The organism is Natronomonas salsuginis (genome assembly GCF_005239135.1).
Taxonomy (GTDB): Archaea; Halobacteriota; Halobacteria; order Halobacteriales; family Haloarculaceae; genus Natronomonas; species Natronomonas salsuginis.
Map to the genome: position 1 here is coordinate 596,654 of NZ_QKNX01000001.1, position 13,119 is coordinate 609,772.

13 protein-coding genes are annotated in these 13,119 nt (G+C 65.2%); 4 read left to right on the plus strand and 9 right to left on the minus strand.

Features of this window, described 5'->3' with window-relative positions; all coding sequences use genetic code 11:
• Window positions 1-31 precede the first annotated feature (31 nt).
• Entirely contained in the window at window positions 32-1,600 is a 1,569-nt protein-coding gene (locus DM868_RS03240) for a sulfatase (protein ID WP_137275406.1), read from the minus strand.
• Between the two features lie 111 nt (window positions 1,601-1,711).
• Between DM868_RS03240 and DM868_RS03245 the strand changes: the two genes are divergently transcribed.
• Together DM868_RS03245 and DM868_RS03250 are read left to right on the plus strand one after the other, a co-directional pair.
• Window positions 1,712-2,728, plus strand: a complete 1,017-nt coding sequence (locus DM868_RS03245; RefSeq protein WP_137275407.1) for a lysylphosphatidylglycerol synthase transmembrane domain-containing protein — start codon at window positions 1,712-1,714, stop codon at window positions 2,726-2,728.
• A gap of 96 nt (window positions 2,729-2,824) precedes the next feature.
• Entirely contained in the window at window positions 2,825-3,346 is a 522-nt protein-coding gene (locus DM868_RS03250; protein WP_137275408.1) for a DedA family protein, read from the plus strand.
• Between the two features lie 22 nt (window positions 3,347-3,368).
• Here the strand turns inward: DM868_RS03250 and DM868_RS03255 are convergent, their stop codons facing one another.
• A complete protein-coding gene (locus tag DM868_RS03255) occupies window positions 3,369-4,700 on the minus strand; it encodes an arylsulfotransferase family protein (protein WP_137275409.1) in 1,332 nt (443 codons plus the stop codon).
• A gap of 128 nt (window positions 4,701-4,828) precedes the next feature.
• Here DM868_RS03255 and DM868_RS03260 point away from each other — a divergent pair, with 128 nt between their 5' ends.
• Together DM868_RS03260 and DM868_RS03265 are read left to right on the plus strand one after the other, a co-directional pair.
• Window positions 4,829-5,482 carry a DsbA family protein gene (locus DM868_RS03260; RefSeq protein WP_137275410.1) on the plus strand — a complete coding sequence of 218 codons (654 nt, stop codon included), beginning with the start codon at window positions 4,829-4,831 and terminating at the stop codon, window positions 5,480-5,482.
• A gap of 63 nt (window positions 5,483-5,545) precedes the next feature.
• Complete coding sequence (locus DM868_RS03265; protein ID WP_137275411.1) at window positions 5,546-6,355, plus strand: aldo/keto reductase; 810 nt, start codon at window positions 5,546-5,548, stop codon at window positions 6,353-6,355.
• 23 nt (window positions 6,356-6,378) lie between these two features.
• Here the strand turns inward: DM868_RS03265 and DM868_RS03270 are convergent, their stop codons facing one another.
• The 7 genes from DM868_RS03270 to DM868_RS03300 form a co-directional block, all read right to left on the minus strand.
• Window positions 6,379-7,005, minus strand: a complete 627-nt coding sequence (locus tag DM868_RS03270) for a carboxymuconolactone decarboxylase family protein (RefSeq protein WP_137275412.1) — start codon at window positions 7,003-7,005, stop codon at window positions 6,379-6,381.
• Between the two features lie 46 nt (window positions 7,006-7,051).
• Window positions 7,052-8,017 carry an LLM class flavin-dependent oxidoreductase gene (locus DM868_RS03275; protein WP_170964416.1) on the minus strand — a complete coding sequence of 322 codons (966 nt, stop codon included), beginning with the start codon at window positions 8,015-8,017 and terminating at the stop codon, window positions 7,052-7,054.
• Window positions 8,018-8,075: 58 nt separating this feature from the next.
• A complete protein-coding gene (locus DM868_RS03280) occupies window positions 8,076-8,462 on the minus strand; it encodes a nuclear transport factor 2 family protein (RefSeq protein WP_137275414.1) in 387 nt (128 codons plus the stop codon).
• A 115-nt stretch (window positions 8,463-8,577) separates the two neighbouring features.
• Entirely contained in the window at window positions 8,578-8,910 is a 333-nt protein-coding gene (locus tag DM868_RS03285; protein ID WP_137275415.1) for a hypothetical protein, read from the minus strand.
• Between the two features lie 43 nt (window positions 8,911-8,953).
• Window positions 8,954-10,801, minus strand: coding sequence for an SLC13 family permease (locus DM868_RS03290; protein ID WP_137275416.1), 1,848 nt, complete (start codon window positions 10,799-10,801; stop codon window positions 8,954-8,956).
• A gap of 65 nt (window positions 10,802-10,866) precedes the next feature.
• On the minus strand, window positions 10,867-12,237 hold the full coding sequence (locus DM868_RS03295) for a geranylgeranyl reductase family protein (RefSeq protein ID WP_137275417.1): 1,371 nt from the start codon (window positions 12,235-12,237) through the stop codon (window positions 10,867-10,869).
• An 85-nt stretch (window positions 12,238-12,322) separates the two neighbouring features.
• Window positions 12,323-13,078, minus strand: coding sequence for an SDR family NAD(P)-dependent oxidoreductase (locus DM868_RS03300; protein WP_137275418.1), 756 nt, complete (start codon window positions 13,076-13,078; stop codon window positions 12,323-12,325).
• Window positions 13,079-13,119: the final 41 nt, after the last annotated feature.

The window sequence follows — 13,119 nt, forward strand, 5'->3', positions numbered from 1 at the left end:
GTGGGCGAGTTGGACCGAATCGGACGGAGCGTTACTCGAGATACCCGAGTTCTCGGAGCCGGTCGCGCGTCCCCTCGTCGGCTTCGGCCAGCACGTCTTCCCCGTCCGACGGCGCGTCCGTCGGGCCGTCCCACGCGCCCCCGACGGCCGCTTCGAACCGTGAGAGGGAGCGTTCTGCGTCGGCGACGAGGTCGTCGTCCGCCGCGTCGATCGGGGAGGACTCGTCGGGATCCTCGTCGAGTCGATACCCCTCCTCGGGGATCCGATCCGCCCGAACGTACTTCGCGTCGAGGCTTCGAGCGGCGCGGAGGCGAGCGTACGCCCGATGGTCGTCGGGGAGTTCGATCCCCGCCTCGCTGGCCTTCTGCTCGAGGTGGTGGAGTTCGATGACCGGCTGGGCGTACTCGACGAACGCGTGATCGCGCTCGCCGCCGACGACCGCTCGCTGCCCCGGATCGAGGTCGGCCGACCCGGCGTCGTCGAACTCGCGGTACGACTTGGAGAGTAGCGAACGCGTCGGGTCGCGGTCGAGGGCGTCGCCGGCGATCTCGACAGCGTTCGCATCCACGCCGAGAGCGTCGAGGACGGTGTGGTAGCAATCGAGCAACTCGACGAGGTCGTCGCGTCGATCCCCCTCGATGTCGGGGTGTTTTATCAACAGCGGAACGTTGATCAGTTCGTCGTAGAGGGCGAACTCGTGGCCGTACAGCGAGTGCTCGCCGTGAAGTTCGCCGTGGTCCGCACAGACGACCACCGTCGTCTCCGACCACTGGCCCGTCTCGCGAAGCCACTCGAACAGCCGGCCGAGTTCGGCGTCCATGTGCGCGATTTCGGCGTCGTAGAGCCCGCGAATGGCGTCCCACTCCTCGTCGTCGATCCCTCTCGCTCCCGAGTTGTACTCCTTCGAATTCTGGCACACCTCATCGGGATCGACGCCGGGCGCGAAGCGCTCGCGATACGTCTCCGGCGGATAGTACGGGAGATGAGCGTCCATCAGGTTGACGAACGCGAACCACCCCTCCTCGCTCTCGCTCCCGTCGATGAACGCCTTGGTTCGGTCGATGACCGCCGGCGTCTTCGAGTCGGCACTCTCCCCGCTCGCGAGTTTGGCGTGGGCGACCGCCCCGAGTCGGACGAGTTTCGACGCCAGCGTTCGCAGGTACTCGTTGTCGTTGATCGTCTTCCAGACGCTCGCCAGCGGTCCCGAGAGGACGTCACCGGGGAGTGCCTCGAAGAACGAATCGTGATCGTCGAAGCCGTCGACGAGCCCGGTGTATGGCGTGATCCAGGCGTTCGAGGAGTAACACGCGGTATCGTACCCGGCCGCTGAGAGGATAGCGGCCAGCGTGGTGTGGCCATCGAGGTACGGACTCCCCTGATCGGCCCCGTGTTGGCTCGGATAGCGCCCGGTGAAAAGCGACGCGTGAACCGGAAGCGTCCACGGGGCGGGCGCGACCGCGGAGCCGAACACCGTCGCCTCCTCGGCGAACGCCGATAGCTCGGGCGTCGTGTCCCGGTCGTAGCCGTACGGCCCGAGGCGGTCCTTCCGAACCGTATCGAGGACGACGAAGAGTACGTTGGACTGACGAGAATCGTCCATCGCTAGGCATAGCCAGAGCCAGCCAGATAAAACGATTGGAGTCCGTGGCGAACGACCTCCCTAATGGACGGCAATCAGACGTTTCAAGCCCTGGAGTGCGATACACGTAGCATGGACGGACGAAAACGGCGGGCATTCGTCACCGGGCTCTTCGGCACGATTCTCATCTTCGTCGTGTTGGCCGCCGTTATCGGCGTTGATCGCGTTTTGAGTGCTTTGAACTCGGCAGAGCCGACGACGGTCGCGCTCACCTTCCTCTTGGCGCTCTGTTGGCTGGCGGCGTGGAGCCTCATGCTTCGGACGGTGCTGGCCACCCTCGATGCGGAGATCTCGATCCCGGAGTCGTTTTTCGTCTACACGGGCGCGGTCTTCGCCAACAATGTGACCCCGTTCGGGCAGGCCGGTGGCGAACCGGTCGCCGCGGCGCTCATCTCGAAGGTGTCAGGGACGCGCTACGAAACCGCGCTCGTCAGTATCGCGAGCGTCGACGTGCTCAACGTCGTGCCGTCCATCTCGCTCATCCTCGTCGGGGTCGGCTACTACGCGACGGCGTCCGCGGTGAGCGATCGAGTCGAAACCGCTGTCGGTTCAGCGATCGTACTCATCGGAGCCATCGCCCTCGCCATGGTGCTCGTGTGGCGATATCGCCACGTCCTGGTCGAGCGTCTACCGAGCAGACTGGCACCGTACATCCGGCGGATAAGGCGGGGGCGCGTTGAGACCGCGACCGTCGAAGCCGACATCACCAATCGGCTGCAGCGGTTCTTCGAGAACATCGAGCGGATCGCGACGAACCGGCGCAACGTCACCGTCGTCGTCGCGCTCTCGCTGGCCGGCTGGCTCTTTCAAGCGGCTGCGCTCATGGCGGCCTTCGACGCGGTCGGATACAGCGTCCCGCTTTCCGTGTTGGTGTTCGTCATTCCGCTCGCAAACCTCGCCGGAGCGGCGCCGCTTCCGGGGGGGTTGGGTGGGATCGAAGCCGCGTTCATAGCCCTCTTGATACCGACGACAGGTATCGGCGCAGCGTCGATCACCGCCGCCGTCCTCATCTTTCGGGGGGCGATCTACTGGATGCCGGTCGTGATCGGCGGCACGACTGTCTCGGTGCTCGGCATCAGGGCGGTGTGACGACGCGCAACCGTTCGAGCGCGGCCGTCGATTCCCATCGCCACGCTCCGCTCTCCACCACCAACTCTTATACTCGATAGCGTCTACCCTTCGGTGATGGTCCCGCTGCAAATCGGACGGATTCCGTCCTGGACGGAATCGTTCTTCGCCTCGGAGTTGGCGTTCGCCGTCCTGTTCGGGCTCTGCGTTCTCGAGGGGATCATGATGCTGCGGTTCATGCCGAGCGAACTCGTCGTCCCGAGCGCGCTGGCGCTGATCGGCACCTCGACCACGGAGGTGATCGCGATCGTCGTCATCGCAGTCGTCGGAACGACGATCGGACAGTTCCTCCTGTTCAGTCTCGTTCGGTGCGCTGGACGGGAGTACGTCCTGCAAAAGCGGTGGTTCCCGGCGACGGAGTCGCGGCTCGATCGGTTCGATGGCTGGTTCGATCGCTGGGGTGCGGTGGCCGTCGCCGGCAGCAACACGATGCTGTTCGTCCGCGGGCTGCTCACGATCCCCGCCGGCCTGTCCGAGATGAACGCTCGCTCGTTCGTCGTCCTCTCAGCGCTCGGCTCGCTGTCCTTTCAGTCGATCCTCGCCGGGCTCTATCTCGTCGGCGGACATCTGGTCGTGTGAACTCCCCGTTCGCCGGCCCGGATCACTCGTTTCGATACAGCCAGATACCCTCCCAGACGAGCCCGAGAAGCGACGCGACCATGGCGGCGATAACGGCGACGCCAGGGAGTCCGACCCATTGCGGAAGGACGAAGCCGAGCCACGACTCGGCGAACGCGGCTCGCTCGGAGACGCCGCCGCTGTAGTTCGTGCCGTCGAGTTCGTCACCAGCCGGGACGGCTTCGGGCTCCTCCGATAGCTCGCGGTTCGGACCGAGTGGATCGACATCGTAGATGATTCCCCGTTCGTCGCCGAGGTCGTGGCCCCACACGACGGACCCCGTCTCGTTCACCTCGATCACCCGGAATCGTCTGGAGTCGGCGATCAGCGTGTTACCGTTCGGGAGGCGGTCGGCATCGCGCGGCCACTGCAGTCGTTCCTGCGAGCCGGGCCCGGTTCCCTCGTAGCGCCAGACTTCCTCCATCGTGTCGACGTCGTACTCGACGATCCGGTTGTTCTCGCTGTCGGAGACGATCACGTGATCGTGCGCTTCGAGGTAGTTCGGATCGTGCTGTTCGTGCATGATCGAGTGGTTCCCCGGCTCGCCGATCACCCGCACGGTGTCGTCGGTCTCGGGATCGACCTCGATGAGGACGTCGAAGTTCCGGATGGACATGAGGAAGTTGCCGTTGTCGAGTCGGTCGACGTCGTTCATATGCGTCCAGTCCTGACTCCCCCCGGTGTAGTGGTGGTCCTCGCGGGAGGTCCCCTCGACGTGTGACGCCCAAAACTCCGTTCCCTCGTCGAGGTGTTCGGTCGCGGACCACTCCCACGTGACCTCGCCGGACTCGTCGACGATGAACGTCCGGTGCTTGCCCATGTCGATGATGACCGTCTCGCCGTTGTCGAGTCGGTCGGCGTCGTGGACCTCGTGGTAGGACATGAAGTGATCGTACCAGGTGTAGGCCCACACCCGCTCGTTCGTCTCCCGATCGACCTCCTCGACGACGTTTCGAATGCAGTGATCGTCCGCGACGCCGCCTCGGAACGCCTCGGGGCAGTCTGCAGCGGGAATCCGCTGCCCGTAGGAGACCATTACGTTACCGTCGCCGACGATTTCCGCGTCGAAGACGGTCGCGTCATCCGGTTGGTACTCCCAGACCCGTTCGCCGCTCTCGCCGACAATGAATGCGTCACCGTTGTGATTGCCGAACCAACCGTACGACTGGACCGTGATCAGCGTGTCGCCAGGGTACCGCTCGCTCTCGTCGCCGTCTATTTCGACCGGATCGTCCGCGGTGACTGCGAGCGCGCCGAGGGCGGCAGCACAGAGGAGGAATATGGAGAGAAGGACCAGAACGCGGCGTCGTCTCATACCGTCTCTAATCGGGGTCGGATGCAAATTACTGACGGTTGGGGTCGGTCTCGGACGACCGACCGTCGGGGACACACGACCGGTCGTCGAAGTGCCACGGTTATGTACCACGGGGCCCTAGCGGGATCATGAAACGTTCACGCGGGACGACGCGTCTGTCCCGGCGGCGGCTCTTGCAGACGGGAGCACTGCTCGGCGTCTCGGGAATCGCTGGCTGTCTCGGTGGGGGCAACGGTGGCACCGGCAACGGCGAACAGGAAACGACCGAGCGACCCACGCTCGGCGATTCCGACGCCCCGGTGACGGTCGCGGTGTACGAGGACTTCGCGTGTCCGCACTGTCGGACGTTCAACGAGGACGTGACACCCCAACTCGTATCCGAGTACGTCGAACCGGGCGACGTCGCCTACGAACACTACGATTTCCCGATTCCCGTCGACGAAACGGTTTCGTGGCAGGCACCGCAGGCCGCTCGTTCGGTGATGAAGCAGGCGGGCTCCGAGACGTTCTTCGAGTATTCGGAGCTGCTCTTCGCGAATCAGGGATCGCTCGGTATGGAAACGTACGTCGATCTCGCCGCTGAAGTCGGCGTCGACGGCGATGTCGTTGAGTCGGCCGTCTCCGAGGGCCGCTATCGGCAGACCGTCGAAACAGATCGCGATAACGGGATCGACCGCGGTGTCGGAGGCACACCGACGGTGTTCGTCAACGGTGAAAATCCCGCGCCGGACGGTCGACTCGGCTACTCGGGCATCGTTCAGGCGATCGAATCACAGCTGTGAACGCGGAGCGGCCCGTCTCAGCTTCCCGGTAGAACAAAGTTCTCGCTCCGCCTTTGAGGCGCGATGGCAAATTCCGCACTTCCACAAATCGGACTCGGAACGGTCTCGGACGACCCGCCCGAGTGGACCCAGGCCGTTAGGACAGCGCTCGATATCGGCTACCGCCACATCGACACCGCCCAGATGTACGACAACGAGGCGTACGTTGGGGAGGGTATTCGAACCTCCGCCGTCGATCGCGATGACGTGTTCGTCGCAACCAAGACGGTCTACCCGGACGGACCCGATCGGCCGGAGGGCGTCCGCGACGCCATCGACGAGAGCGTCGATCGCCTCGGCCTCGACTCCGTGGATCTGTTTTACGTCCACTGGCCGAGCGACGTCTACGAGCCGGAGACCGTCCTCCCGCAGTTCGACGCCGCGCGCGATGACGGCGTCATCGGCCGCGTCGGCGTCTGCAACTTCACCCCGGAACTGCTCGACGAGGCGCGAGAGATCCTCGACGCGCCGCTCACCGCACACCAAGTCGAGTTCCACCCGCTGCTCCAACAGGACGAGCTGCTTGAATACGCCCAAGAACACGGCCACTGGCTCGTCGCCTACTGCCCAATCGCCCGCGGAAAGGTCTACGACGTGCCGGAGATACAGGACATAGCGGAGAAACACGACGCGACGCCGGCGCAGGTGAGTCTCGCGTGGCTCCTCTCGAAGGAGAACGTGGCCGTCATCCCGAAATCCAGCGGCGAAGCCCACCAGCGCGAGAACTTCGCCGCTGCGGACCTCGCCCTCGACGACGAAGACATCGCGACGATCGATTCACTCGAGTACGACGAGCGGATCATCGATCCGGATCACGGTCCGTGGAACTGGTAGTCGTCAGCTCGAATCGCGGGTAGCTACACCGGCTCGGTCCACGTCTCCTTGCTCATTCCGGGGTAGACGATCCCTGACATGCCCTGGATGAACGCCGTGTAAACGTGGAGGGCGATGCAGTCGATGATTTCGAGTATTTCCGGCTCGGAGAACCCCAACTCCCGGAGCGCGAAGAAGTCGTCGTCGGTGATGGCGTGGGGATCGGTGGCCGCCTTCTGCGAGAAGCGCAGAACGATCTCCTCGGCGGGTTCGAAGCCGGTTTCCGCGATCTCGAGTTCGGAGAGCGCGTCGATCTCCGCCGCGTCCGCGCCCAGCTCCGAGAGCGCCGACTCGTGGAAGAACTGACACCCCTCGCACTCGAGGACCGAAGCGACGACCAGCGAGATCTTCGATTTGAGCTCGAAGGGGAGCGATCCTCGGTTGTACGTCCAGTCCATGTGCTGCCAGACGATATCTAGCAGATCAGCGTCGTTGCCGTACATCAACCAGAGCTTGCTGAGGCTGAGATCCTCCTCGAGCTCGCCGTCGCGCGCCTCGCGAATCTCCCGGTACAGCTCGTCGACGCGTCCGGTCGCCTCGGCCTCGCTGACGAGTTCGATGACCGCCTCGCGCGGCTGAACGTCCGCCGCCTCGGTACCTTCGAGTGACATTGTGTATCACGTACATACGGGGACGGTAATGAGCGTCCCGGTCGAGTCAGCCCCACGCGTCGAGCAGTTCCGCCGTGAGTAGCTCCATCTGGGCCGCGAGGTCGTCGGGAGCGTGAGCCGGCGTACCAGCGATCACCTGATCGAACCCGAACTCCTCGTACGCCGTCAGTTGCTCGTGGATGTCCGAAAGCGAGCCGGTGAGGCAGTTCTCGCGGGCGTGATCGAACCCCCGCTCGGGGCTGAAGAACTCGGCGGAGGCCTCGCGCTGGCGTTCGTACGCGGCCTCGCTGTCCTCGGTGTCGACCACGTAGCAGTAGTTGAGCGTGACGCGGTCGAGGCCGTCCGGGTCCACGCCGCGCTCCTCGGCGTGGGCGGTGATCGCCGCCCAGTCTTTCTCGGCCCGTTCGGGGGCGAGCGGTGGGGCGATCCAGCCGTCGGAACGGACGATGCGATCCAACATCGGCTTGGGCATCTCGCCGCCGGTGTACAGCGAGGAGCCGCCGGCGAGAACGCGCGGCGGGTCGTCCAAGACCGGGTCCATCGCGATGTCCTCGAACTGATGGAATCGGCCGTCGTAGGAGCCGTTTCCGGAGAACAGTTCCTGGAGGACATCGATCCCCTCGGAGAGCCGCGGGCCGCGCTCGTTTCGGGGGACGCCCGTGACCTCGAACTCGTCGGGGACGTAGCCCGCGCCGAGCCCCAACGTGACCTGACGCTCCGCGAGATACTGCAGCGAGAGCGCCGCGTCGGCGGTGTTCGTGGCCCCGCGAAGCGGCAACAGCAGAATCGACGTTCCGAGTGGGATGTCGTCCGTGACGGCCGCGGCGTGCGACAGCGCAACGAGCGGGTTCAGCACGCTCGTGACGTAGGGCTCGGGCGTGACGAGGTGATCGAGCGTCCACAGTCCGGCGAACCCGGCGTCGTCCGCGGCGGTCGCCCAGTCTCGAAGCGCGTCCGGGGCGACCTGGTAGTCCCCCGTACAGCCGGTCGGCAGCGTGGTTCCGATGTCCATACGGGCCGTTTGAGCGAGGCGTTGATAATTCCTCACCCGCGCTCTGTCGGCAGAGCGCTCACTCGATCGCGTCGGCGCTGACCTCCCGCGTGATGCGCCGTCTCGCCGATGTCGACGAGAGCTTCCACCCATCATCGGTCCGGACGAACTCGACGTCGTCGTGCCCGTGACTCGTCTCGGCGTTCCTTCCCGGGAGCGTGTACAAGACCATGTAGTACCACTCCCCGGTGGCCGTGTCGCGGTCAACGTCGATGACGTGGTTGAACACGTTGTGCGCCCGAGTTTGGTACTCCCGTTCGGCGAACCACTCGAAGTACGCCGCGAGCCCGTCGTGTCCCTCGATGTGCTCGTGGATCGGGACATCCAACACGCCGTCGGGGGTGAACGTCGCGACGATCCGATCGACATCGAGGTCGTCCGTCGCGTAGCAGTACTCGTGTTTCAGCTCCTAAATCTCGAATCGATCCGCGAGTTCCGAGTCCATGCACGCGGGTCGTCCGCACACCGACGTATACTCTCGTCTCGAGGCGACGGTGGGGCCACCGCGACTGGGTCACGCGTTACGGCTTGGCCTCAACCCGCTCCCACAACGACGGCAGCCCGTCGATGCGTTCCCACCCGGCACTCTCGTCGACATCCGGGTCGACGATCGTGATCGCCCCGAAGTGGTCGTCCAGCACTGCCTCCCGCTCCATCGCGAGCGGCGGCGTGCAGTAATCCTCCTCGATCCAGACCGCGTCGCCGGTGTCGGGATCGTACTTGGCGTCGTTCAACGCGGTCGTCATCCCCGTTCCGAACGGCTTCATCTCCGCTATTTCGCCGCTGTCCAACCGCTCGCGTAACTCGGCCAGTCGGTCCGTGATCGGTCGCGCTCGGACGAATCGGTACGCCATACGCGCATCTACGGCCCGAACGGGCATAAACAGACGCTCGGGGTTACACTCCCCAGCGGAAGGCGATGCCGAGAGTCGTCACGACCGAAATGAGGAGTTGCAGCGGCCCGCCGACCCGCAGGAAGTCGCTGAATCGGTACCCACCGGGGCCGTACACCATGAGATTGGTCTGGTAGCCGACCGGCGTCATGAACGATGTCGCGGCGGCGAACATCGCGGCGAGGACAAAGGAAAACGCGTTGGCGTCCAGCCTGACCGCGGCGTCGACGGCGACGGGTATCATCAGCACGATCGTCGCGACTGGCGTAATGACGCTGGCGAGCAGCCCCGTCACGAGATAGAACAGGAACAACACGGCGAGAAGCGGGACGAACCCGGCGGCGACGACGACCAGTTCCGCCAGCAACGCCGCCCCGCCTGTCGCCTCCATTGCGACTCCGAGCGGTATCACGCCGGCCAGCAGAAAGATCACGTTCCAGGAGACGGCGTCGTAGGCGTCGGGTGCGGAGAGACAGCCGGTGACGATCATCGCGAAGACGCCGACGAGAGCGGCGATCACGATCGGCAGTAGACCGAGCGCCGTCGCGCCCACGACGCCCGCCATGATCCCCACGGCGATCGGCGTCTTCGACGACAGTGGGGCGATATTTGCCACATCGGCTTTGGCGAGCTTGTCGTAAGCCTCCTCGTGGGCGATCACGAGTTCGCCTGAGTCGGTGAAGTACTCGATCGAAGTCGGTGTCGTCCACACCAAGAGGAGGTCCCCGGGGCGGAGCGTCCGTTCGTCGAGGTCCGTCCGAAGCAGTTCGTCCCCGCGGCGTATCGCGAGCACCGTCGTGTCGTGAAACGCCGCGATCCGGGCTTCGGCGATCGTCTCGCCGACGTAGGCGGACTCCTCAGGGACGACAGCCCGCGCGAGCGTCTCGTCGACCGTCGGTTCGATGAACGTCTCCTCGGTGACGTCCTCTCTGAGGATCTGTTTGAGGCCGGTAACTTTGCCAAGTCGGTTGACGGCTTGCAGGGTGCCGTGAACGACGAGCTGGTCGCCGGCCTCGATCCGCTGGTCGGTGCGCGGTGCCGCGAACACCTCTCCGTTGCGCCTGATCTGGAGGATCCGTGTCTCCACGAGATACTCGGCGCTGAACGCCTCGACGCTCATCCCGACGGCGGGTGAGTCGGGCGAGACCGAGACGACGGCGAGGTGATCGTCGAGATCGAACTCCTCGACGAGATCCGATTCGGCGGGGATTCGGGCGGGCGTGAGCCGACGGCCGATGGTCAACAGGTACGCGAGGCCGACGGCGAGGATGACGATCCCGAGCGGTGTGAACTCGAACATCCCGATTCCGGATCGACCGTCGATCAGCGTTCGAGCGTACTCGCTCGCAAGGATGTTCGTCGACGTGCCGATCAGCGTCAGGGTGCCGCCGAGGATGGCGGCATACGAAAGCGGTAGGAGGAGCTTCGAGGGTGACACCGCCGCCTCGTCGGCGAGATCGGAGATCATCGGAATGAAGACGGCGACAACTGGCGTGTTGTTGATGAAGCCAGCGATCGGCCCCGTCGTCCCGACCGTCGCGACGAGCGCTCTGAACTCATTTCCGGCGGTGAAGTCGGCGAGGTACACGCCGAGCCGGTGGACGATGCCGGTGTCTTGGATAGCCGCGCTCAGCATATACATCGCGACGATCGTCACCGTCGCAGGGTTGGCGAACCCGGAGATCGCTGCCCGGGCTCCGACGCCCGTCCACGGCTCGAAGATCACGAGTGCCCCGATGACGCCGATCGCCGTGACGTCGTTCGGGATCACCTCCGAGACGAAGAGCGCGAGCGCCGCGAGAATGATACAGAGGACGACCACCACGCCGGTGGTCACCCCATCGACGACCATACCGACCGCAAACGCGCCCGAACCTTTAGCATACCGGGTGGCTCCGGTCGGCGCGGGGGGTGCCTTCAGTACTTCGCGTCGGCGCCGGTTCTGGCGTAGATTTCGTCCATGATGCGATCGCGCTCGCGCTGCCACGCGTCGAACCCGTCAGGTGAGGAGGGGTAGGTTCCGTAGTGATCGAGCAGGCGGTCGGCGAGCGATTTCGTGTCGTAGAGGTTCTTCAGCGTTCCCCAGTGGCCGAAGCTCTTTATTAGCACCTGCAGTTTGAGACCGAGTCCGACCTTCGCGGAGCCCGAGTAGAGCGCGTCCGAGAGCTTCTCGGCGGGGAGGGCGGCCAACAGCCCGAGCAGGTCGTCGAGATCGTACGCCGTCGAGAAGATGTTGTAGATGTCCAACGCGGCGTACCGCCCGCCGTAGTGATCCATGACGCGCTCGTTGTACCGCCACAGCGCGTTCTCGCTCACGTCATCGGACTCGATCGCCTCGATCACCTGTTCGCCCGCGTACTGACCCGCGTAGGCGGCGCCAGCGATCCCGCCGCCTGTGACCGGATTGACGTGAGCGGCGGCGTCGCCGATCGCCATGTATCCGGGCGCGACCGCCGAGTCGTAGGGACGGCGCGTCGGCAGCGCCGCACCGAGTTTGTCCGTCACCGTCGCCCCCTTGAGTTCGGGCCGTTGGCTGATGTCCTCGCGCAGGTCGGTGATGAGCTGCATCGGCTCCTCGTTCATCTGAAAGCCCAATCCAACGTTGATCTCCGTCGGCGTTCGCGGGAAGTACCACAGGTAGCCGGCGGATCGCTTCGTCGGTTTGAACACGAGCGCGTCGGACCACTCCACCGGTTCGTCGACCTCGATGATCTCCCGGTACGCCGAGGAGAACTGCGAGTACCGGACGTTCGTGTCGAACGTCGTTCCCTCGAAGTCGGCTTTGTCCTGTAATAGCGAGAGCGCGCCCGCGCCGTCGAGGACGACCCCGGCCTCGTATCGTGCGTGGTCGCCCTTCCTCGTCGCCTCGAAGCCGTACACCCGCCCGTCGTCGTCCTGCAGGACGTCCTGGACGACGGTGTCGTAGTGGAACTCCGTCCCGGCGCGCTCGGCACCCCCGATGATCCGCCGGCCGTAGGCGTAGCGGTCGATAACGGCGAGTTCGCCCGGCACCGGAATGTCCAGGACGGCGTTCTCCTGGGGGATCTCGAACTGGCCGTGGTCGACCTCGGTGTTGGTAAAGGAGTCTTCGATCTGCGATTTGGGGATCGATTCTGGGAACTTGTCGGCACCCTTGAGCGCGTCGCCGCAGGCGATGTGACCCGCCTCGGCCTCGTCCTTGCGCTCGACAATGACGACGTCGTATCCGGCGTCGGCGAGGGTCGCCCCGGCGTAGCAGCCGGCGGTCCCCGCCCCGACGATGGCGACATCGTACTCGAATGTGGTCATGTCCGTGTTTCAACGCCGGGGGCGCAAAACTCTTTACTAGTGGCGGGGGGTCGACGCTGAACGGTCGACGCCTCGCGTTCGAGACCTACCGTGCCGTCCAGCCGCCGTCGACGGCGAACGTCTCGCCGGTCGCGTACGAGGCCAGATCGCTCGCCAAGAAGACCGCCGGGCCGGCGATCTCTTCGGGGTCGGCGAACCGGTCGAGCGGCGTCCGGCGTTCGATCGACGCCCGCAGATCGTCGTTCTCCTGCAGGCCGGTGGTGAGGTCCGTCGCGACGTACCCTGGCGCGAGACAGTTGACCCGGACGTTCGGAGCCCAATCGAGCGCGAGGCTCTTCGTCAACCCGACGAGCCCGTGTTTCGAGGCGACGTAGGGGTGTTGTCGCGGGAGGCCGACGAGCCCGCCGACCGACGCGACGTTGATCAGCACGCCGCCGGACGCCTTCAGCGGCGATTCGGCGGCGCGGGCGCAGGCGAACGCGCCGTCTAGGTTCACGTCGGTCACCAGTTCGAACCCCTCGTCTGAGACGTCCTCAGGATCTCCGAGCGCGCTGGCGGGGTTGATCCCGGCGTTGTTAACGACCACGTCGATGCCGAGGTTGTCGTCGATCCGATCGAAACAGGCTTCCACGGCGTCGGTGTCGGCAACGTCGAGCGTCTCGACGCGGCTGTCGACGCCGCGCTCGCGGACCTCCCCGACGACGGCTTCGACGTCCGACTCCGTCCGCGAGAGCGGCACGACGTTCGCCCCCGCGTCGGCGAAACCGAGCGTTATTGCGCGTCCGATGCCCCGCGAGCCGCCGGTCACCACGGCGGTCCGACCGGAGAGATCGAGTTCCATACCTGCGCCTCGGATCGGGATGCAAAAGTTCGTACGGTCCC